This is a genomic window from Polaromonas glacialis (assembly GCF_000709345.1).
In the GTDB taxonomy this organism is placed as follows: Bacteria; Pseudomonadota; Gammaproteobacteria; order Burkholderiales; family Burkholderiaceae_C; genus Polaromonas; species Polaromonas glacialis.
Genome location: NZ_KL448324.1, coordinates 36,570 through 58,536 on the forward strand (window position 1 = coordinate 36,570; position 21,967 = coordinate 58,536).

A 21,967-nucleotide genomic window follows, 5' to 3' on the forward strand; every position below is an offset into this window, starting at 1 on the left:
ACTCATCGTCCATGCAGACGATGTAACGCGCCTGGGCTGCAAGCACCATCAGGCTCATCAACTTGACGGATATTGACCCATGAAACCTGCTCCCAATTACGTTCCCGCCCATGGCCTGTTGCGCGGCAAGTCCGTGCTGGTCACCGCCGCCGCCGGCGCCGGCATCGGCTTTGCCATTGCCAGGCGCGCCGCCGAAGAAGGCTGCCGCGCGCTCTTCATTTCCGACGTGCATGAACGCCGGCTGAGCGAAGCCGTTGAAGCCATCCAGCGCGAAACCGGCCTGAAAGAGGTCTACAGCCAGCTGTGCGATGTCAGCCAGGAAAGCCAGGTTCAGTCGCTGGTTGACGCGGCTGAGGCGCAGCTGGGCGGCATCGACGTGCTGGTCAACAATGCTGGCCTGGGCACCAGCCGCCGCGTGGTCGACATGGACGACGCCGAGTGGCACAAGGTCATCGACGTGACGCTGACCGGCACCTTTCGCATGATGCGCGCCGCGCTCAAGGTCATGCAGCCGCGCGGCAAGGGCGTGATCATCAACAACGCCTCGGTGCTGGGCTGGCGCGCCCAGACCGAGCAGGCGCACTATGCCGCTGCCAAGGCCGGCGTGATGGCGCTGACGCGCTGCGCCGCCCTGGAGGCGGCCGAGTTCGGCATTCGCATCAATGCCGTGGCGCCGTCGATTGCCATCCACGCCTTCCTGAAAAAATCGGCCTCCGAAGAGCTGCTCAACGAGTTGTCGGCCAAGGAAGCCTTTGGCCGGGGCGCCGAGCCGTGGGAAATCGCCAACGTGATGATTTTCCTGGCCAGCGATTACTCGTCCTACATGACCGGCGAGGTGGTGTCGGTCAGCTCGCAGCACGCTTGACATGACGACGCACAACATCACCCTGAAAACGCCGACCACCTGTTTTGACTCCGTCGCCGGCGTGCTGGCGGCGGTCGGTTCTGACTTGGGCAGCACCGACTGGATCACCGTCACGCAAGAGCGCATCAACACCTTTGCCGACGCCACGGGCGACCATCAGTGGATTCACGTCGATCCCGAACGCGCCAAAACCGGCCCGTTTGGCGCCTGCGTGGCGCATGGCTACCTGACCCTGTCGCTGGCCAACCTGTTCTTGCCGCAACTGGTCAGCTACCAGCGCCTGAAGATGGGCGTGAACTACGGCTGCGACAAGGTGCGCTTTCCGGCGCCCGTGAAGGTGGATTCGCGCGTTCGCGGACGCGGTGAAGTGGTGGCGGCCGAGCCAGTCAAGGGCGATGGCGTGCAGGTCACCGTGCGCATCAGCGTCGAGATCGAAGGCGCCGACAAGCCCGGCTGCGTGGTTGACACCATCAGCCGCCTTTATTTTGAATAAGAAAGCATTTGCATGAACACCCAAGACGCCGTCATTGTTTCCACCGCCCGCACGCCCATTGGCAAGGCTTACCGCGGCGCTTTCAACGATACCGAAGCGCCCGCGCTGGGCGGCCATGTGATTCGCGCTGCACTCGACAAGGCCGTTGTGGCTGGCCACGAGGTCGATGACGTGATCTTGGGCATTGCCGCCCAGCAGGGCAACCAGGGCTACAACCTGGGCCGCCTGTGCGCCTACACGGCCGGTCTGCCCGAAAGCGTGGGCGGCATGGCGATTGACCGCATGTGCGCCTCTGGCCTGATGGCGATTGCCACCGCCGCCAAGGGCATCATGTGCAACGAGATGGACATTGCCGTGGCCGGTGGCCTGGAGTCCATCACGCTGGTGCAGAACAAGCACAAGAACAGCTACCGCGCGCAATCCAAATCGGTGCTGCAGGCCATGCCCACGGCCTACATCCAGATGATCGAGACGGCCGAAATAGTCAGCCGCCGCTACGGCATTTCACGCGAGGCGCAAGACGCGTATTCGCTGCGCAGCCAGCAGCGCACCGCCGCAGCCCAGCAGGCCGGCCTGTATGCCGATGAAATCGTGCCGCTGGCCACCAGCAAGCAGCTGTTCGACAAGGAAGGCAATGTCACCGGCAACCAGGACGTGATGCTCACGCAGGACGAAGGCAACCGCGCCGACACCACGCTGGAAAGCCTGGCCAAGCTCAAGCCGGTCTGGAAAAACGGCCAGTGGGTGCCCGAGGGCGAGTTCATCACCGCCGGCAACGCCTCGCAGCTGTCCGACGGCGCCTCGGCCTCGGTGCTGATGAGCGCCGCCGAAGCCAGGCGCCGGGGCCTGACGCCGCTGGGCACTTACCGCGGCGTGGCCGTGGCCGGCTGCGCTGCCGACGAAATGGGCATTGGCCCGGTGTTTGCCATTCCCAAGCTGCTGGCGCGCCACGGCTTGACTGTGGACGACATCGGCCTGTGGGAAATCAATGAAGCCTTTGCCTGCCAGGTCATCCATTGCCGCGACACGCTGGGCATTCCCGATGACCGCCTGAACGTCAACGGCGGCGCCATCTCGATTGGCCACCCGTTCGGCATGTCGGGCGCGCGCCTGGTCGGTCACGCGTTGCTCGAAGGACGCCGGCGCGGCGTGAAGTATGCCGTGGTCAGCATGTGCATTGGCGGCGGCATGGGTGCCGCCGGACTGTTTGAACTGGCCTGAAAATAGGTGGTGAACAAGGTGTTTTGCAGTGTCCCGTCCGACGGCTATACTCGATTTTTTCAATGAATCCAACGTGTCCAGAAACAGCTGCCTTGCAAGACTCTTTATCTGAACCACCCCTCGGCGACATCCTGTCGCCGGAATTTTTAAGCCATATCCTGGGCGCGATCTACGACGCTGCCCTCGACGAGGCTGGCTGGGTCACCTGCCTGGAATCGATACGCAAGATCATGGGCGCCAACTATGCATCGCTGATTGTCCGTACCGAAACCACCGACGACATCGGCCTGATCGTCTCGGCCGGCAATGACCAGCCCAATCTGGACCCCGGCAACCCCTATATCGCCATGAGTCCCTTCACCGGGATGAAGCCTGACCAGCTGGTCTCGATGGGCGATGTGCTGTCGGAAAAAGACTGGCGTGCCTCGACCTATTACCGTGATTACTGCAAGCCGCAGGGCGTTTTTTATGTGCTGGCCGCCGACATTGCCACGCGCAATGGCGGGGTCTACGGTTTTCGCGTCACCCGAGCCGAAACATCGCCCGACTTTTCCAGGGCCGATCGTGACTTTTGCAGCCTGCTGATTCCCCATATCAAGCGCGCGCTGAACCTGCACCTGTCGATCAACCAGGACCGCAAGGTCAGCACGCTGTACAGCCATGCCATGGCGCAGCTGATGGTCGGCGTGGTGGTGCTGGACCAGGACGGCCTGGTGATCGAATGCAACCCGGCCGCCAACGCCATCCTGGACCTCAAGGATGGCCTGCGCGTGGCCGGCAAGCAGCTCGAAGCGTCCTATGCCAACGACAACCGCAAGCTGCAGGGTCTGGTGCGCGATGCGCTGATCCACCCCCATGCGTCCCGGCTGGCGCTGACCCAGGCGATATCGGTCAGCCGGCCGTCTGGCAAGCTCAGCTGGGGGCTGATCGTCCAAAGCATCTCGTCCGACCAGTGGACCGAAGGCAAGCAGCGGCCCAGCGTGGCGGTGTTCGTGCGGGATACCGAGGGCAAGGTCGATCCGCCGGTGCGTCTGGCCCAGCAGCTGTTTCACCTGACGCCGGCCGAAACCGCGCTGGCGATCCAGCTGGCCAACGGCCTGTCGCTCGAAGAAGCCGCCGAGGTGCTGAACATCAAGCGCAACACGGCGCGCGCCCACCTGCGCTCGATCTTCTCCAAGACCGGCGTGCGGCGTCAGACCGAGCTGGTGCGTATTTTCCTCAACAGCGTGGCCTGGCTGAGCGCTGGCGACTGAACGCGCGCCTGGGGCGCCGTTGTTGAGTCAAACCATCTTCGTCATTGCGATTGCCGCGCCGCTTCGCGATGACGAGGCGGGATCAGAATTGCCACAGCCTGCAACTGCGCGACGAGGGGCTGGGCCATGAGACGGGGCAGCGATGACGTCGTGGCATTAAAGCGGGGTTTTATTTGCTCACTTTTTAATAGCTGCTTATGCCCGTGGAATAAGCGAAAAAGGCAGTTTTTTCTTTAATATTCGGCTGGAGGCTGCCCGCCTTTCGCTTAACGCTCCGGGCCGAGCACCCGGCGGCTGCCGAATTCCAGTGCCACCACCATGGCGCGGTGGGCGATGCGCCAGCCGTCGGGGGTGCGCGTCCAGCGGTCCTGGTAGTGGCCCATGCAGTCGTAGGTCTGGTCTTGTTTGTCGCCTGTGCCCCGGTGGCTGGCGCGCACTTCGATACGGCTCGTCACCTGTTCGCCGTCCACCCACACCTGCAAATTGCCCAGCAAATGCTGGGTCGGCCCGCAGCCGCCCAGGTTGTTGCGCAGCATCGCCAGGATGGCGGCGCGATCTGGCAGGGCGCGCCCACCGTAGCTGGCACTGGCGTCGTCGCTGAAAATGTTGCCCATGCCGGGCCAGTCGCGCCCGTCGCACAGCAGCGCGTAGGCAATCAACACCTGGTGCAGTTCGCGCTCCAGCAGCAGGCGCTCAAGCGTGATTGAAGTTTTGACTTGCGTGGCGGGCGGCGGTGTCATGGCTTGGTCTTGAGGTGGTTCAGGGTGAGTTGCAGCCGCGCCATATGTTCGGCATACACCAGCGCCTCCCGGGTCGGTTTCAAGGCGAAATTTTTTCGACGGGCTCGGGTGTCCAGGACGCGTCCATCACTTCTGGCCAGGGCTGGTAGAGGCGGGCGAACACGTAGAACTTGTTGCTCGCCGGGCTGGGCAGCCAGTTGGCGCGCTTGTCGGGGCCGGGGTCGGTGGGGCCTATCCACAGGTCAAGGCTGCCGTCGGCGTTGAACTTCAGGCCGCGCGTGCGGTCGCCGATGGAGTAGCGGTTGATCGGGTTGTCCACCAGGTACTGGCCGCCTGGCACAAACTCGTACAGCGCGACGGACCAGAACGCATCGGCCGGCAAGCGGCCCTGCGGCACGTGCAGCTTGTAGTGCGCGCCGTCGGCCAGCGCCTCGTTTTTGCCATCGACGCTGGCAAAGAAGTAGATCGCCTCGGCCGCTTCCAGGCCCAGGATGCCGCCCGACATCGCCGCAGACCCGGCGCGCATCGCGTAGTGGTTGCCAAAGCTTTTTGGCAGGCGGTAAGGCACCCAGCCATTGCGCCGGTTTTGCATGGCAGCGCGGTTATCCACATTGAGCGCGCTTTTCAGCCCTTTTTCAATTTGAGGCGCCAAGGCCTGCCAGCGCGCCTGCACCTGCGGCGTCAGGCCGGCCCATGAGCAGCCCTGGCCGCAGATGCCCACCTGGGCAAACCGCTGCAGAAGGGCGGTTTCGCTGGCCGGCGGCGGGTTGCGCACGAGCGATTCGTTGGCCACGTCGACAAAGTGGCTCCAGTCGCCGGCTTTAGGTTGCATCTTGGGCTCGCTCTGGCCTGCGCTGGCATCGAATGGAACGGTCTTGAAGGCGTCCTGCACGGCGTGAGCGCGCGCCAGGTCATCGGGCCCATCGACCAGCACGCGCATGTTGAAATAAATGTCCCGGGTTGGCGCGCGGATGATTTGATCCACCTGCGGCAGCTTGCCCTTCCAGTCAGGCGCCACGATGGCAATGCGCCTGGCTGTCGTGCCACTCAGCCGACTGCCGACGTAGCCGAAGGTGTTGAGGTCAGCGCCCACCAGCGCAATGACGTAGTAGCGCCCGGCGGTATCAGGTACCGACAAGATGACGGGCGAGGCGCCTACGTCAAGCCAGTTGGTGGAGTAGAAGGTGTCGTTGATGGGGGCATTGGCCCAGCGGTCCTTGGGCGTTGCCAGGTGGCGGGCATGGCGAAAGTTGTTCAGCGTCGTGTAGGTCGGCCCCTCTTTGTCATGCAGCGCTGCCTGGCGCAACTTCATGAATTCCTGGTAGGGGTAGGCATACAGCATGGCCTCGCGAATCAGTCCGTCCAGTGCAGATGCGTCGGATGGCGCTGGCGTGGCGGGCTGCTGCGCCGCAGCCAGGACGGACGAGGCGGCCACTGCCAGCGCGGCGATGCACTTGAGTCCTGACCAGGGTGTGGTGGAGGCGTTGAGCATCACGGTTTCTCTTTTGGTTGGAATGAGTGAACGCATCAGGGGCAAGCGTCAAGCCGTCTGATGCCGATTTTGGCTTTGGATTTGGCTTTTGCTCTGGCCCACGCCCAGCCAGCAGGCCATGGCCGGCAGCAGGAACACCGCGCCCAGCATGTTCACCAGGAACATGAAGGCCAGCAAGATGCCCATGTCGGCTTGGAACTTCAATGCCGAGAAGGCCCAGGTGCCCACGCCAATCGACATGGTGACGCCGGTGAACACGGCGGCCGTGCCGCGCTGGCGCAGCGCTTCGTAAAAGGCTTCGCGCAGCGACTTGCCGTTGTGCTCCAGCTCGTGCTGCAGGCTCTCGTAGAGGTAAATGCCGTAGTCCACGCCCACGCCCACGCCCATGGCAATCACCGGCAGCGTCGCCACCTTCAGGCCAATGCCCAGCAGCGCCATCAGTGCGTTGCACAAAATGGACACCAGTGTCAGCGGCACGATGATGCACAGCACCGCGCGCCAGCTGCGAAAGGTCAGCCAGCACAGCAGCGTGATGGCGCCAAAGATGGAGGCCAGCATCTGCACTTCTGCGTGTTCGACGGCATCGTTGGTGGCCGCAGCCACGCCCGCATTGCCGCCGGCCAGGCGGAACTTCAGGTTGGGCGTCTTGTCGGCGTCGATGAACTTCTGCACTTCGCCCACGACGTGCGTGAGGGTTGCGCCTTCATGGTCCTTCAGGAACAGCTGCAGGTGGATGACGTCGCAGCTGCCGGTGTTCAGGCCCAGCTCGGGGTTGGCCGCCTTGGCGCCGGTGCGCAGCGCCGCTTCGGTACGCTGCAGCGCCGCCCAGCGCGGGTTGCCTTCGTTGTTGCCGCCAGCCGCCAGCTTGGCCAGACCTGCCACGGTGGTGACCGAGCGCACACCGTCGACGCCGCGCATGGCCAGGTCAAAGCGCTCCACCGCGTTCATCACGCTCCAGTTCAGGCAGGCCTCGGGGATGTCGGTGGCTTCGGCGTACACAGACAGCACGTCCATGCCGATGGCGTAAGTGCTGATGATGCGGTCGTTGTCGCGGTTGTAACGCGAGTCGGCACGCAGCTCGGGCGCGCCCGAACCTATGTCGCCGGTCAGCAGGTGGCGCGAGGTGACCGTGCCGCCGACCAGCAGCACCAGCGACACCGCCAGCGTCACCAGCGCAGGTCGCGGCTGGGACAGCACCGAAATGGCCCACCAGCGTTTGTGCAGGCCCGTCACGCCGTCCGTGCGGCCCAGCGCAGCCGGCTCCAGGCGCAGGCGCGACAGGATGACCGGCAGCATCATCTTGTTGGTGATGATCATCAAGAGCACGCCTAAGCAGGCGGTCAGGCCCAGCTCGTGCACGATCGGAATGTCGATCAGCATGATGACCATGAAACCCAGCGCGTTGGTCAGCAACGCCACGGTGCCGGGAATGGCCAGCTTGCGAAAGGCGCTCTCGGCAGCCTGCTCTGAACTCATGCCGGCACGCACGTCCTGCTTCCAGGCATTGGTCATCTGCACGGCGTGCGACACGCCGATCGAAAACACCAGGAACGGCACCAGGATGGACATCGGGTCGATGCCAAAGCCCAGCGCAGCCAGCAGACCCAGCAGCCAGATCACCGGCAGCAGCGCCACCAGCAGGGCCAGCACGGTCAGGTTGACCGAGCGGGAATACAGCCACAGCAGCACGGCGGTGATGAGGAAGGCCAGGCCGAAGAAACTGATGACGGTGGTCAGGCCGTCCATCACGTCGCCCAGCACCTTGGCAAAGCCGACGATGTTGATTTCAATCTTGTCGCTGCCGAACTGGGTGCGGATGGCTTCGAGTTTCTTGGCCACCTCGCTGTAGTCGAGCTGTTTGCCTGTCTGCGGGTCGGTCTCCAGCAGGTCGGCGCGCACCATGGCGGACTTCAGGTCGGAGCTGATCAACCGGCCGATCTGGCCCGATTTGGACACGTTCGAGCGTACCTGCGCCAAGCCTTCCTCGTTGGGCGTGAAGCGCGAGGGAATGATGACTTCGCCGACAAAACCCAACTCGGTGACCTCGATGTAGCGCACGTTGGGCGTGAACAGCGAGAACACCTGCGCGCGGTTCACACCGGGGGTGAAGAACACCTCGTCGGTGACGGCACGCAGGGTCTTGAAGAATTCCTCGTTGTAGATGTCGCCTTCACCCTTCCAGCGCACATTGATCAGCACCCGGTTGGCGCCAGAAAACGTGGTGGAGTGCTTCAAAAAGGCCGCCATGTAGGCGTGGCGCAGCGGAATCAGCTTGTTGAAGCCGGCATCCAGGTGGGTGCGCAGCGCCGAGGCGCCCAGCACCAGCGTGATGATGGTGGTGATCACGGCAATCGTGTTGCGCCAGGCAATCAGGCCGTGGGCCATGCGGGCGATCAGCGCCTGGGTGCGGGACGCGGGCTGGTGCGTGTTCATTGGGCGACTCCGGAAGAAGGGGTTGTGACGGCCTTGGGCACGGACGAGAAAGCCTGCAGGCCGGCGTCGCTGGCCAGCAGGCCCTGGCCGTCAGGCAGCAGCAGCAAGTCGGTCAGGCTGGCCCGGCCCTGGGCGCGGCTGAGGCTGAAATGACGACCGCCATCGGTGCTGGTGGCTATCACGCTGCCCTGGCCGACCAGCATCAACCGGCCATCGGCGGTCATGGCATGGCCGAAGAAGGACGCCTGCACCGGGATGTCGGAGCGGCTCCAGGGGCCTTGGTCGCCGTCAGTGTGAAAAATGTTGCCGCGCATGCCGTAGGCCAGCCAGCCGCCGTTGGGCAGGGGCATGGCGTTGTAGAGAGAGCCGTTGTAGAAGGGCTCGATCACGCTCCAGCTCTGGCCGGCATCGCCCGAGTGCAGCACCAGGCCGCGCTCGCCAACGATCAGCCAGCGCTGGCCGTCGGCCGAACCGACGATGCGGTTCAGGTGCTTGTCTTCGACGCCGGCGCCGGGCAGCGCCAGACGCGTCCAATGATCGCCCTGGTCGTCCGACTGCAGTGCCCGTCCAAAGGCGCCCACCGCGATCCAGACGCCCGAGGGCAGCCGTGCCACGCTCATCAGCGGCTCGCCATTTTTTTCATCGAAGGCGACTTCCTGCCAGCTGAGGCCGCCGTCGCTGGTGCGCAGAATCCAGCCTTCGTGGCCAACGGCCATGCCGTGCAGGCCATCGGGCGCAAAGCTGATCTGGTTGATCAGTGCCTGCCGGTCTGCGGACACCTTGGCGCGCTGCCAGTCCTTGCCCTGGTTGGTGGAATAAAGCAGCGTTCCCAGCTCGCCGCCAGTGACGAGTCCGGCTTTCGAGGCCACCAGGGTGTTCAGGTGCATGCGCTCCACCGCCAGCCGGGTGGCTGCTAGCGGTGGGGTGTGGCGCGGGGCGAAGGCCTGGGCCGCGCCCAGGGCCATCAGGACTGCCATTGCTATTCCGACTGGGGTTCGCACAATTTGTCTCCTTGGAATCGTGATGCGTCGCCGCTATTTTCCGGCGCGCTGTAGGGGCGATTCTTCGCAGTCGGGACAATAAGTCATCGTCCGAAAGGACGACAAGGCGCTTTTATGAGGATAAACCCTGGGTATTGGTCAAGGGTTTTCCCTTGAGTCCGGACCCCAGGCACAAGGCCGCTGCATGGCTAGTCTTGTTGGACGATGGATAGCCGGGTGCGGCTACCCACAATGCAGCGTGCCGACGCCTTCACCGAAGGAACCCATGGGGCTTAAAGAGCAGACGTCGCTGGCTGGCGCCGCGCAGTACAACCCAGCCTCATGCAGGTATCCAAAAAAACCCAAGCGCAAAACCCCGCATGTTTTCGCCCATCGAGGAATTCAAAATGAGACATGGTGTGATGATGACGGCACTGGCGGCAGGCATCTTGCAAATGCTCGCACTTGCCATGCCCCTGCAAGCTCTGGCGCAGGAAAATGCCCCAGCGCCCGCAGCCGGTCTTGTCCTGCCCATGCCAACGCCCAAGTCGAGCGCCGTTATCGGGCGGACCTTCAAGGAGTCGGTGCCGCCCAAGCTGCAAATGACGAAAGCTCCGGCAGGCGCGCCCAATGTGGTCGTGGTGCTGCTCGATGACGTCGGTTTCGGTGCCGCCGGCACTTTTGGCGGACTGATTCCCACGCCGACACTCGATATGCTGGCGCAGCAGGGCCTGCGCTACAACCGTTTTCATACCACGGCAATGTGCTCGCCCACGCGCGCATCGCTTCTGACCGGGCGCAACCCGCATGCGGTCGGCTGGGGCGTGGTCAGCGAACTCAGCACCAGCTACGACGGCTACGCCGGCATGATCCCCAAGAGCGCGGCCACCATCGCCGAGATTCTTCGCCAGCATGGGTATGGCACCTCGGCCTGGGGAAAATGGCATAACACGGGCATCTGGGAAACATCGGCGACCGGTCCATTTGATCATTGGCCAACCGGGGAAGGGTTCGAAAAATTCTATGGTTTTCTGGGCGGTGCCATGGACCAATACGAGCCAGAGCTTTTTGACAACACCACGCCAGTCCAGCCCCCCCAAAAGCCCGGCTACACCCTAAACGAAGATTTGGCAGACCATGCCATTGCCTGGATGCAGCAGCAAAAGTCGGTGTCGCCAGACAAGCCCTTTTTTGTCTACTTTGCACCGGGGGGCGCCCACTCGCCGCTACAAGCACCTAAACCCTGGATAGATCGCTTCAAGGGGAAATTTGATCAAGGATGGGACAAAGTCCGTGAGGAAATCTTTGCACGCCAAAAACAGTTTGGCGTTATTCCAGCAGACTCGGTGCTGACGCCACGGCCCAAGGAATTGCCGGCATGGAACAGCCAGTCTTCGGATCAAATGAAAATCTCGGCCCGGCTGATGGAAACCTACGCCGGATTTCTTGCGCAAACCGATGCGCAAGTGGGCCGGCTGGTCGGAACATTGCAACAGATGGGACAGTTCGACAACACCTTGTTCATTTATGTCGTGGGCGACAACGGTGCAAGTGGCGAGGGCGGATTGGAAGGAAGTTTTCATGAAATCGACGGCTTCAATGGTGTGCGCCCAGACACGGCAACGCTTGTCAAGCGACTCGATGAAATTGGCGGTCCCGGCACATATCCGCACTATCCAGCCGGTTGGGCGTGGGCCATGGACACGCCGTTCCAATGGATGAAACAAGTGGCCTCGCATTTCGGCGGCACCCGCAACCCGATGGTGGTCACCTGGCCAAAGCACATACGCGAACCTGGCGGACTCCGGTCGCAGTTTTCGAATGTCAGCGATCTGATGCCCACCATTCTGGAAGCCGCCCGTATTCCAGCGCTCACCATGGTGAACGGCACCGCGCAGCAGTCCATCGATGGCCAAAGCCTGCTGGAGAGTTTCAATGCGCCCAAGCGCGCCAGCCGAGACCGTACCCAGTATTTCGAGATGCTCGGCAATCGGGCCATGTACCGGGACGGCTGGATGGCATCGACCACGCCGACCCGGATGCCATGGAAAGTGCTGAGCTGGGGACCCAGCGCGTTGGGCACGGAGAACTGGGAGCTGTATCACGTCGACAAAGACTTCACCCAGTCGCAGGACCTGGCGAAGCAGCATCCCGATAAATTGCAGGAACTGCAGGCTTTGTTCTGGGCAGAGGCTGAGAAAAATAAAGTGTTGCCGCTGGACGATCGTTTCGTCGAACGGCTGTCGCTGACAAACGATGCCGGCCAGTCTGACCGCCCGAGCTTGACCGCCGGCCGCAGCAACTTCACCTACTACCAGGGCGCGGTGGCCATCAACGAGGCGAATGCGCCAAACATAAAGAATCGCTCCTATGCGATTACCGTTGACGCGCAAATCAATGAGGCGGGCGCGCAAGGTGTGCTGGTGGCCCAGGGCGGCGCAACCTCCGGTTGGTCGCTCTATGTCAACAAGGATGGCACGCCGGAGTACACCTATGTGTTTGCCGGCAAGCGCACGACCATTACCGGGTCTCAGCGTCTACCGGCGGGCAAGACGGTCGTGCGTTTCGAATTTACTTACGATGGCGGTGGACGCGGCAAGGGCGGCACCGGCAAACTCCTGGTCGATGGCAAGACGATAGGTGAAGCGCGCATCGACAGGACCGTTCCCAATCTCTTTTCCATGAGTGAGAGCTTCGACGTGGGCACCGATACCAAGTCGCCTGTCGGCAACTATCCGCGCAACTATGTATTCAACGGCAAGATTGCCAAGGTCGCCGTTGATTTGAAATAAGCCAGACGCCGGTGTCAAGCCCGGCAAAAAGTGCCTCCCTGAGCATGCGGTCTCAAGAGAAGGCTTCAAATTTACGTCTTGCTGCCATTTGCGTCCAGCACGAGGCGAAAACCGAGGTGCGACATGCTGGTGTAGGGGTCGGTGCCGCGTCGTGCACTGGGTCGGTAGCTCAGGCAATAGCTCTCATTGCACAGGAAAGATCCGCCCCGCGTCACGTGCTTCGGCGCGTTGACCGGCGTACCCGGCTCGGAGGGGTCGAAACTATCGGCCGGACCTTGCGGATTGGCCGGGCTTCCCCCCTTGGCCTCTTTCTCGAAGGCATCGGCGCGGTACCAGTCGGCCACCCACTGCCAGGCATTGCCGGTCATGTCGGACAAACCGTAGCCATTTGGCGGGAAGGTGCCGGCCGGGCTGGTGCCAAGTGCGCCGCCGGCTTTGGGGCTGACCACAGGAAACGCTTGCTGCTGCTGACCCTGCCACACGTTGGCCATCTGCTTGCCGTCGGGCGCGAAATCGTTGCCCCAGGCGTACGTTGCCTGCTCCAGCCCGCCGCGCGCAGCGAATTCCCATTCGGCCTCGGTAGGCAAGCGCTTGCCGGTCCATTTGGCATAAGCCTGCGCGTCCTCGTAAGACACCTGTACCACCGGGTGGTCTTCTTTGTCGTCGATGGTACTGTTCGGCCCAGTCGGATGGCGCCAGTTGGCGCCAGGAGCGAAACGCCACCATTGCGCATAGTCATCCAGAGACGCTGGGCCGGTCGTACCGGTAAACACCATGGCGCCAGCCACCAGCACATCGGCAGGCGGGCGTGGCGTGCCAGGCGGCAATTGCACTTTAAGCGTTTCCCAGTCGGGCTTTTTCTCGGCCGTGGTGACGTAGCCGGTAGCCTTCACAAATGCGCGAAATTCAGCGTTGGTGACGTGATGCTGGTCCATCCAGAAACCATGAACCCGCACCTTGTGAGCAGGCCGTTCGTTAGGCTGCGCAAGCTTGCTGTCGGTTCCCATCAGGAACTCACCGCCCGGCACCCACATCATGCCTATGCGGCCATGCACGCCGTCACCGGCAACAATTTGAGGCGCCTGCGGCACTGTTGCCTGCCTTGGCAGCTTGGCCGCGCCCAGGCCAATGCCCAAAGTCAGTGCGACGGCAACAACCTTGCACGCTGCTGCGATTATTTTCTTGTTGGTGAAACGTTTCCTGGGACTCACTGCAGTTTTCATCTGGGCATTCCTATGTCGTGTGTAGGTGTGGCCTGCATTGGCAGGAAGGCAATGGAAATCGCAACTACACATGCGCCATGGATAAGACAGTCACCGCATGTCTGTGCTGTCGATGAGAACCCGGCGGCTGGGCATGGCTGTCGCCGCTATGGCCATTCCAGCAGCGGTAGCGCGGCTGATTAAAACCGTTACGTTGGTGCCACCATATTTTCATTGATCCGCTCTGCCGGCATCGTCCAACAAGGGTAGGGAAAACGGTTTCGAAGAGAGATAAATGTCGTGTGCTGAAAAAGCCATGCGGGGCATTCAGCAATAGGGCCTTGCCCTGCAAATTTTTATTTCACCCGCATTGATGCGCGGCCAAAGGGGTTGATAGCCAAAATTCAACCCGCGAGTTTCTAGTCCTCTCAGACGATGGCCGGAGCATGTCTCTTGGCGCACTATAGATGCACGTTGGATTGTCGGCCCAACACCTTGAGCCGGCGCACATTAACAAGGAAACCCATGGGACTCACAGGACAGGCGTCGCTGGTTGGCGCCGCGCAGTACAAGCCAGAAAAATATTCCACCGCGCCGCAAATGTTCCATCTGGAGCAGGTGGCCGATCTGGCCACGCAGGCGCTGGACGACGCCGGCCTGTCGCTGTCCGACGTGGACGGCCTCATCACCGTTGGCCCGCAGTTCCATGAAGCCGGCATGTTCGTGCCCGCCATGGCCGGCGAATACCTGGGCGTGCCGCTGAACTTTGCCGAGGTGGTCGACTTGGGCGGCGCCAGCTCGGTGGGCGCCGTCTGGCGCGCCGCCATGGCCATCGAGATGGGCATGTGCGACACCGTGGTGTGCGTGATTCCGTCGCGCATGGCACCCACCACGCCGAACGACGACCACATGGCCGAGGTGATGAAGGCGTCGCGCTTTGGCGGCCACAGCACGCGCTTTGGCGCGCCCGAGGCCGAGATGGACCTGCCCTACGGCCACATGGCGCAAAACACCGGCTACGCCATGATTGCCCAGCGCTACGCGGCCATTTACGGCTACGACGCGGCTGCACTGGCGCGCATCGCCGTGGACCAGCGCTTCAATGCCTGCCACAACCCCAACGCCATGTTTTATGGCCAGCCCATCACCGTCGAGGACGTGCTGGCATCGCGCATGGTGGCCGAGCCGCTGCGCATGCTGGAGATCGTCATGCCGGTGGCCGGCGGCGGCGCTGTGGTCGTCACGCGAAACGAAAAGGCCCGTAAGGGCCAGCACCGCGGCGTGAAGGTGATTGGCTGCGGCGAGCATGTGCAGACCAAGTCGCCCACCTATGCCGCCGACATGCTGGCCACGCCGATTGGCCCGGCCTCGCGCCGCGCCTTTGCAATGGCGGGCCTCACGCCCGCCGACATGCACATGGCGCAAATCTACGACTGCTACACCATCACCGTGCTGCTGACGCTGGAAGACGCCGGCTTTTGCGCCAAGGGCGAGGGCATGCGCTTTTTGCGCGAACACGATTTCACATTCAAGGGCGACTTTCCAATGAATACCCATGGCGGACAACTCAGCTTTGGCCAGACCGGCAGCTCCGGCGGCATGACGCAGGTGATCGAGGCGATGCACCAGATCCAGGGCCGTGCCGGCGAGCGCCAAGTGGCACGCCACGACCTGGCTTATGTCTCGGGCACCGGCGGCGTGATGAGCGAGCAGGGCGCCTTGATTTTGAAAGGGGCCTGAGCCATGAGCTGGAACAAACCCCTGCCGCGACCGACCGCCATTTCCGCCCCGTTCTGGGACGGCCTCAAAGCCCACGAAGTGCGCCTGCAGCAATGCGACCAGGGCCACTGGCTGTTCTTTCCGCGCACGCACTGCCCGACCTGCGGCTCGCGCCAGCTGGCGTGGAAAACCGTTTCGGGCGAAGGCACGCTCTACACCTACACCGTGGCGCGCGTGCCCACGCTGCCCGAGTTCAGCGACGAGATGCCGCAGCTGCTGGCCGTGGTCGAGTTGCAAGAGGGCGTGCACATCAACACCACGATGGTCGGCGTAAAGCCCGAAGACCTGCGCGTCGGCCAGCGCGTGCGCCCGGTGTTTGACGAGCGCCCTGGCAGCGCCACGCTGCTGCGCTTCACGCCGGTCGAGTCCGCGCAGGCCAACGTCATCCCCGCAGACAAGCCGGCAGAGGAGCCCAAAGTCGCGCCTGCCGCAGCGGCTGAGACGCCCAAGCGCCAGGTTAGCAGCAAGGACATTGATGCCATGCGTTCGCTGGTGTCTGATGCGTTCTCCGACTGGTCGAACCAGATCGAGGTGACGCAGGAGCTGATCAACCAGTTCGCCGAGCTGTCGGGCGACGACTACTGGATTCACACCGACCCGGTCAAGGCCAAAGCCGAAAGCCCGTTCGGCACCACGATTGCCCACGGCGCGCTGGTGCAGGTGCTGGTCAGCCGGCTCAAGATGCCGATGGATTTCGAGGTCACGGACTTTCGCAACATCGTCAACTACGGCTCGGACCGCTTGCGTTTTGCCACGCCGGTGCCGGCGGGCTGCCGGATTCATGGCCGCTACCGCATCAAGTCGGTCGAGCAGGTCAAGAGCGGCGTGCAGGTGACCATGGAAATCAACATCCACGGCGTCGGCCAGGACCGACCTTCGGTCATCAACGACCTGGTGATGCTCTACATGTGAAACGCCACGCCGGGTGCGGCAGCCAGCGTCACGCCAGGCTTATCCGCCCCTGCGCCCCCGCGCCCCTGGCTGGCTACTGCCTGTGAAGCTTTTCACGCGGCCTGTCCCGACTGCAGTCGGGTTGGAAAAATTTTATGAACACTCCCACGCTGCATGACCGCACGCTGATCGCCTTCATGCTGTCGGCCAGCCTGGCTTCGACCATTGGCGGCCTGCCGTTCAACCTGTTGCCGGTGATGCTGGGCAGCATGGCCGACTCGTTCGGGCTGGACGCCAGCGCCGCCGGGCTGATGGGCTCGGTCTGCTTTGCAGGCTACCTGGTCGGCACGCTGGGCGCGCCGCTGTGGATGAACCGGCTCAACTGGCGCGTGCTGACGGTGGTGAGCGCGGCGGGAACTTCGCTGTTCTTTGCCCTGAGCGCGGGCGTCAGCAGCGTGCCGGTGCTCTATGCCATGTGGGCGCTGATCGGCTTTTTTGCCTCGACCATGACCTGCCTGGGCATGCGCATCCTGTCGGACCTGCCCAACAAGGTGCGCGCCTTTGGCGTGCGCCAGGGCGTCGAGCTGTCGGTCACGGCGCTGGTGCTGTTTGCGCTGCCGCCGCTGGTGATTGCGCATTTCAAATACCCCGGCGCGGCGCTGGCGCTGGCAGGCGTGGTGGCGCTCTTGGGGCTGTCGGCGCTGTGGGTGCCGCACGGCCCGCCGCAGGGCCATGCTTCGGTCGCCGCAGTCCGTGGCCCGTTGCCGGCGGCCTCCTGGCGGGCGCTGGGGCTGTTTTTGCTGTTTCTGGTGGGCAACATCGGCCTGTGGGCTTTTCTGGAACGCATCGGGTCGTCGCTCAAGGTCAGCCCGACCGAGATGGGCATTGTCTTTGCACTGCTCAAGTTGCTGGGGGGCGTTGCCGCGTTCAGTGTGGCAGCTCTTGGCGAGCGCTTGGCGCCGCGGCGTGCCGCGCTGCTGGTGCTGGTGGTGATTGGCGCGGGACTGGCGCTTCTGGCCAGCGCCAGCACCACCGGTTTTGTCGGCTTTGCGCTGGGCGCCTGGGTCTGGGAATTCGCTTTTACCTGCGGCTGCGTGTTCCAGACGGCGGCTATTGCGCGCAGTGACCCAAGCGGCCGCGCGGTCACGCTGGTGCCGGGCGCGTTTGCCCTGAGCTCGATGGCCGGGCCGGGCTTGGCCGGCCAGATCGTCGCAGGCGGCAGCTTTGGCGGTTTGTTGGTGTTTGCCCTCGCTTCTTCGCTGGTGCCTCTGCTGGCCGCCTGGCTGTGGCGCCCTCAGGGGGCATGGGTCGCAGGTGACGCGCATGGCACCAAGTCGTGAATAAAAACACCTTGGCTGGTGCGGGGTGACGTATGTCAGGCAGCAGTGAAAGGCAGTCCCACGCGGGGCACTGTACCAACTGGCTGTAGGTATTGCCGGTAATGCAGGGGCTAACCAGAAAAGCACTGTCACCGAACTTGAAAAAGTAAAGGGTTTGAAGGAAAACCCTTAGTTCAAACGGGTGATGTTGTGCGGTTTCATTGATTTGATACTTGCGCCATGGCTCCTGCAAAAACGGGGCTTCTGACAATAAAAAAGAGTTCCGAAGGAACCGCAGTGGCTGAAAAGCCTGTTCTTTGAACCAAGGAGACACACCATGAAAAGCCGCCGTTCACGCTGGATTCTTGCCGCTACCGTTGCCATTGCACTGTGCACTTCGCTGATGAGCCTGCCTTCCCTCACCCCGCTGGCTTTTTCGAGCATTGCACCCCCAGCTGCATACAGCGTTGGCGCCCCACCTGCGGGTGCTTCATGGCAAGTGGCGATGACGTCCAATCGCTGGTAAGGCGCGCTGCCCGGGGCCTTGGTGCAGGCCCCAGGTCAGGCCACCTTGTCCCTGTTCCTGCTGGAAATAAATGGTAAAAATAGGCTTAAGCGGTTGCTGGTTGTGGTTTTTCAGCTATTAAAAGCATAGTATTTTAGTCAGTGCAATACACCCATGAAAAAAGGAGGCCAAGGCCTCCTTTTTTCATTTTTGCCGTCGTGCCGCTGTTTTCGCCTTGCCCCGGTTCAGGGGCAGAGGCTGGCATGCAGCCACAGGCGGGCAGGGCATTTGACTCAGGCGGCTGCCCTTTCCCGGCGCTCGCGCGCCATCGTCATGGCCGTGTCTTCAATCATGTCTTCCTGGCCGCCGACCATGCCGCGCCGGCCCATCTCGACCAGGATGTCGCGCGCCGGCACGCCGTATTTCTTCTCGGCACGCTTGGCGAACAGCAAAAACGAGCCGTACACGCCAGCGTAACCCAGCGTCAGCGCATCGCGGTCGATGCGGATCGGGAAGTCCATCATCGGCACCACCAGGTCTTCGGCCACGTCCTGGATCTTGAACACGTCCACGCCGGTTTCAATGCCCATAAGCGCGCACACGGCCACCAGCACTTCCATCGGCGTGTTGCCCGCGCCCGCGCCCAGGCCGGCGGCGGCGGCGTCGATGCGGTTGGCGCCGCATTCAATGGCGGTGATGGAGTTGGCCACGCCCATGGCCAGGTTGTGGTGGGCGTGAAAGCCCAGCTCGGTCCCGGGCTTGAGGGCGGCGCGCACCGCGCTGAGTTTTTCCTTCACGTCGCCCGGCAGCATGTGGCCGGCCGAGTCGGTGATATAGATGCAGTTGGCGCCATAGCCTTCCATCAGCAGCGCCTGGCTCACCAGCTTGTCGGCGCTGGCCATGTGCGCCATCATCAAAAAGCCCACGGTGTCCATGCCCAGCGCGCGCGCCTTGCTGATGTGCTGCTCGCTCACATCGGCCTCGGTGCAGTGGGTGGCCACGCGAATGGTGCTCACGCCCAGGTCCCGGGCCATCAGCAGGTGGTCCACGGTGCCGATGCCGGGAATCAGCAGCGCCGACACCTTGGCGCGCTTCATCAGCGGAACCACTGCGCTCAGGTATTCCTCGTCGGTGTGCGCCGGAAAGCCGTAGTTGACCGAGCTGCCGCCCAGGCCGTCGCCGTGGGTGACCTCGATCAGCGGCACGCCGGCGGCATCCAGGCCGCAGGCGATGCCTTTCATTTCAGCCAGCGTCATCAGGTGGCGCTTGGGGTGCATGCCGTCGCGCAGCGTCATGTCGTGGACGGTGATTTTCTTGCCTTGTAAATTCATGGAATGGCTCCTTGGCGGTTCAGACAGTTCAGGCAGTTCAAGCGGTGACCAGGGCGGCGGGCGCAGCGCTGGCGGGCGTGGGAATCAGGGTCAGCGTGCCGGCGAGGATTTCCTCGGCAAACATCTCGGCGGTGCGGGCGGCAGCAGCGGTCATGATGTCCAGGTTGCCGGCGTACTTGGGCAGGTAGTCGCCCAGGCCCTCGACCTCCAGAAACACTGAGACGCGCTTGCCGTCGAACACCGGGCCATTGACCAGGCGGTAGCCGGGCACGTACTTTTGCACTTCCTTGATCATGTCGTGGATCGACTGGGTGATGGCGGCCTGGTCGGGCTCGGCCTCCAGCAGGCAGTGCACGGTGTCGCGCATCATCATCGGCGGCTCGGCCGGGTTGATGATGATGATGGCCTTGCCCTTTTTGGCGCCGCCCACTTTCTCGACAGCGCCAGCGGTGGTTCGGGTGAACTCGTCGATGTTCTTGCGCGTGCCGGGCCCGACCGACCTAGACGACACGGTGGCGACGATTTCGCCATAGGCCACGGCCTGCACGCGGCTCACCGCTGCAACCATCGGAATCGTCGCCTGGCCGCCGCAGGTGACCATGTTGACGTTCATCTCGCGCTGGCCGACATGCTGTTTCAAATTCACCGGCGGCACGCAAAACGGCCCAATCGCCGCCGGCGTGAGGTCGATCATCATGGCGCCTTGCGCGTTCACCTTGCGTGAGTTTTCGGCATGCGCATAGGCGCTGGTCGCGTCAAAGACGATTTGCACGCCATCGGCCAACATGTGCGGAATCAGGCCGTCAATGCCGTCCGAGGTGGTCTTGATGCCCATTTCGCGGGCACGCTTGAGGCCGTCCGATTCGGGGTCGATGCCGACCATCCAGACCGGCTCCAGCACCGCGCTGCGTTGCAGCTTGGCCAGCAGGTCGGTGCCGATGTTGCCCGGCCCGATCAGGGCGCATTTGATTTTCTTTGAGGTCATTGAAGGGTTTCCTTAGTCTGAAAAAGCGATCGAGCAGCCGCCCAGGCCTTCGATCTGCATCGTGAAACGGTCGCCGCTGACGGCTGGCACCAGCGGCGCCAAAGAGCCTGACAAGATCAGCTCGCCGGCCTTGAACGGAATGCCAAAGGCGCCCAGCGTGTTCGCCAGCCAGGCCACGGCCTCGGCAGGATGGCCCTGCACGGCAGAACCCAGGCCGCTGCCGGCAGGGGCGTCGTTCTTCCACATCTGCATGGATGCAGCGGCCAGGTCGAGCGCGCGTGGATCGGTATGCTGCGTGCCGACGACAAACACACCGCACGAGGCGTTGTCGGCCACGGTGTCCTGAATCTTGATTTTCCAGTCGTCGATGCGCGAATCAACGATCTCGAAGCACGGCGCGACCCATTCGGTGGCGGCCAGCACGTCGCCCCGCGTCACGCCCGGGCCTTGCAGGTCGGACTTGAGCATGAAGGCAATCTCGCCCTCGGCGCGCGGCTGGATCAGGCCGGATTTTTTGAGCGATACCGTGGAGCCATCGGCAAACTGCATGGCGTCGGTCAAAAAACCGAAGTCGGGCTGGAACACGCCCAGCATGTCCTGCACCGGCTTGGACGTGACGCCGATTTTCTTGCCGATGACGCGCTCGCCGGCGGCCTCGCGCCGCGCCAGAAAGCGCAGCGAGATGCGGTAGGCGTCGTCCACGCTGATGTCGGTGTGGCGGCTGGTCAGTGGTGTCAGTGTGCGGCGCTCGCGCAATGCGTCGAACAGTTCATCGCCCAGGGTTTCAAGGGTGGTAGCGTCCATCGTTCAGCCGTTCTGCAAGAAGTCAATGCAGCTGCGGTTGAACATCTCGCGGTGCTCGACCTGCACCCAGTGGCCGCAGCGGTTGACCAGCACCATGCGCGCCTGCGGGCAGTTGTCCATCAGCTTCATGGTGCCGCTGGCCGGGTTGAACTGGTCGTTCACGCCCCAGAAGCCAAACACCGGGCAGCGCAGCTGGTGCAGCTGGGCGGTCATGTTGGGTACTTTCAGGATGGAGCGGGCGGCCTGCGTCTGCGTGGCGGCAATCGGCGCGCGCTCGTTGATGATCTCGTCGGTCAGCAGGCTGGGGTCGAACAGCTGCATGGTCATGACGGCGCGCATCGCCTCGGCGCCGGTCTTGCCGGACTTGTAGATGGCGAACATGTTGGCAATGCCGGGCATGGCCAGGTAGGTGTCCAGGTCTTCGACGCCGCCGGGTGCCATCAGGATCAGGCGGGCCACGTCGTCGGGATGGGCCAGCGCATAGCCCAGCGCCACCGCACCGCCAAGCGAATTTCCCAGCAGCGTGACGTTTTTAAGGCCCAGTCCATCGACCAGGCCCTTGATGCCGGCAATGAACAGGTCCAGGTCGTACTGCGGCAGGTCGGGCTTGCTCGACAGGCCATAGCCAATCATGTCGGGCACGATGGCGCGGTAGCCGGCCTTGGCAAATTCAGGGTAGTTGCCCTTGAAATTGCTGTAGCCGCTGGCGCCGCCGCCTGCACCATGCAAGAAGATGACCGCTTCGCCCTCGCCTTGGTCGTGGTAGTGAACGCGCTGCGGCAGGCCGGCGACCTCGCCAATGTCGAGGTAGTGGCCTTCTGGAATGGAGTGGGTTGTCTGCATGGGGTGTAGGTAGAAAAAGAAGGGTAAAAAGACGTGCGG

General features: G+C 63.0%; 18 protein-coding genes. 9 read left to right on the top strand and 9 right to left on the bottom strand.

The genetic code is table 11. The features are described from left to right. The first annotated feature begins 79 nt into the window (after positions 1-79). The 4 genes from EC86_RS0120385 to EC86_RS0120400 all read left to right on the top strand — a co-directional run bounded on the left by EC86_RS0120385 (position 80) and on the right by EC86_RS0120400 (position 3,832). Positions 80-865 (top strand): SDR family oxidoreductase, encoded by a 786-nt coding sequence (locus tag EC86_RS0120385; protein WP_029527733.1) that lies wholly within the window; start codon positions 80-82, stop codon positions 863-865. Between the two features lies 1 nt (position 866). Further along, positions 867-1,358: a MaoC family dehydratase gene (locus EC86_RS0120390; protein WP_051676203.1), complete on the top strand. Its 492-nt coding sequence runs from the start codon at positions 867-869 to the stop codon at positions 1,356-1,358. 12 nt (positions 1,359-1,370) lie between these two features. Further along, positions 1,371-2,579: an acetyl-CoA C-acyltransferase gene (locus EC86_RS0120395; RefSeq protein WP_029527735.1), complete on the top strand. Its 1,209-nt coding sequence runs from the start codon at positions 1,371-1,373 to the stop codon at positions 2,577-2,579. 92 nt (positions 2,580-2,671) lie between these two features. Then, entirely contained in the window at positions 2,672-3,832 is a 1,161-nt protein-coding gene (locus tag EC86_RS0120400; protein WP_232229984.1) for a helix-turn-helix transcriptional regulator, read from the top strand. Positions 3,833-4,098: 266 nt separating this feature from the next. On the opposite strand, the gene EC86_RS0120405 is transcribed toward EC86_RS0120400, so the two are convergent. The 4 genes from EC86_RS0120405 to EC86_RS0120425 form a co-directional block, all read right to left on the bottom strand. Further along, entirely contained in the window at positions 4,099-4,572 is a 474-nt protein-coding gene (locus tag EC86_RS0120405) for a nuclear transport factor 2 family protein (RefSeq protein WP_051676204.1), read from the bottom strand. Positions 4,573-4,651: 79 nt separating this feature from the next. Further along, positions 4,652-6,064: a DUF1254 domain-containing protein gene (locus EC86_RS0120415; RefSeq protein ID WP_029527738.1), complete on the bottom strand. Its 1,413-nt coding sequence runs from the start codon at positions 6,062-6,064 to the stop codon at positions 4,652-4,654. Between the two features lie 48 nt (positions 6,065-6,112). Further along, complete coding sequence (locus tag EC86_RS0120420) at positions 6,113-8,497, bottom strand: efflux RND transporter permease subunit (RefSeq protein ID WP_029527739.1); 2,385 nt, start codon at positions 8,495-8,497, stop codon at positions 6,113-6,115. Then, a complete protein-coding gene (locus tag EC86_RS0120425) occupies positions 8,494-9,474 on the bottom strand; it encodes a WD40/YVTN/BNR-like repeat-containing protein (protein ID WP_029527740.1) in 981 nt (326 codons plus the stop codon). The genes EC86_RS0120420 and EC86_RS0120425 overlap by 4 nt, the downstream gene beginning before the upstream one ends. 383 nt (positions 9,475-9,857) lie before the next feature. On the opposite strand from EC86_RS0120425, the gene EC86_RS0120430 reads away from it, so the two are divergent. Next, complete coding sequence (locus EC86_RS0120430) at positions 9,858-12,269, top strand: arylsulfatase (protein ID WP_198026857.1); 2,412 nt, start codon at positions 9,858-9,860, stop codon at positions 12,267-12,269. Positions 12,270-12,340: 71 nt separating this feature from the next. On the opposite strand, the gene EC86_RS0120435 is transcribed toward EC86_RS0120430, so the two are convergent. After that, the gene (locus tag EC86_RS0120435) at positions 12,341-13,492 is read right to left on the bottom strand and encodes a formylglycine-generating enzyme family protein (protein WP_084181619.1); all 1,152 of its coding nucleotides are present in this window, start codon (positions 13,490-13,492) and stop codon (positions 12,341-12,343) included. A gap of 504 nt (positions 13,493-13,996) precedes the next feature. On the opposite strand from EC86_RS0120435, the gene EC86_RS0120440 reads away from it, so the two are divergent. The 4 genes from EC86_RS0120440 (at position 13,997) to EC86_RS29025 (ending at position 17,986) form a co-directional block, all read left to right on the top strand. Further along, on the top strand, positions 13,997-15,211 hold the full coding sequence (locus EC86_RS0120440; protein WP_029527743.1) for a thiolase family protein: 1,215 nt from the start codon (positions 13,997-13,999) through the stop codon (positions 15,209-15,211). Positions 15,212-15,214: 3 nt separating this feature from the next. Continuing rightward, positions 15,215-16,162 (top strand): bifunctional OB-fold nucleic acid binding domain-containing protein/MaoC family dehydratase, encoded by a 948-nt coding sequence (locus EC86_RS0120445; protein WP_029527744.1) that lies wholly within the window; start codon positions 15,215-15,217, stop codon positions 16,160-16,162. Between the two features lie 134 nt (positions 16,163-16,296). Next, positions 16,297-17,481 carry an MFS transporter gene (locus tag EC86_RS0120450; protein ID WP_036773703.1) on the top strand — a complete coding sequence of 395 codons (1,185 nt, stop codon included), beginning with the start codon at positions 16,297-16,299 and terminating at the stop codon, positions 17,479-17,481. Positions 17,482-17,797: 316 nt separating this feature from the next. Then, on the top strand, positions 17,798-17,986 hold the full coding sequence (locus EC86_RS29025) for a hypothetical protein (RefSeq protein ID WP_156955419.1): 189 nt from the start codon (positions 17,798-17,800) through the stop codon (positions 17,984-17,986). Positions 17,987-18,258: 272 nt separating this feature from the next. On the opposite strand, the gene dmpG is transcribed toward EC86_RS29025, so the two are convergent. The 4 genes from dmpG to EC86_RS0120470 are packed head-to-tail and all read right to left on the bottom strand — an operon-like array spanning position 18,259 to position 21,928. Continuing rightward, entirely contained in the window at positions 18,259-19,296 is a 1,038-nt protein-coding gene (dmpG, locus tag EC86_RS0120455) for a 4-hydroxy-2-oxovalerate aldolase (RefSeq protein WP_029527746.1), read from the bottom strand. Positions 19,297-19,333: 37 nt separating this feature from the next. Then, on the bottom strand, positions 19,334-20,281 hold the full coding sequence (locus tag EC86_RS0120460; protein WP_029527747.1) for an acetaldehyde dehydrogenase (acetylating): 948 nt from the start codon (positions 20,279-20,281) through the stop codon (positions 19,334-19,336). Between the two features lie 12 nt (positions 20,282-20,293). Next, complete coding sequence (locus tag EC86_RS0120465; protein ID WP_029527748.1) at positions 20,294-21,085, bottom strand: fumarylacetoacetate hydrolase family protein; 792 nt, start codon at positions 21,083-21,085, stop codon at positions 20,294-20,296. Positions 21,086-21,088: 3 nt separating this feature from the next. Next, positions 21,089-21,928 carry an alpha/beta fold hydrolase gene (locus tag EC86_RS0120470; RefSeq protein WP_029527749.1) on the bottom strand — a complete coding sequence of 280 codons (840 nt, stop codon included), beginning with the start codon at positions 21,926-21,928 and terminating at the stop codon, positions 21,089-21,091. Positions 21,929-21,967 lie beyond the last annotated feature (39 nt).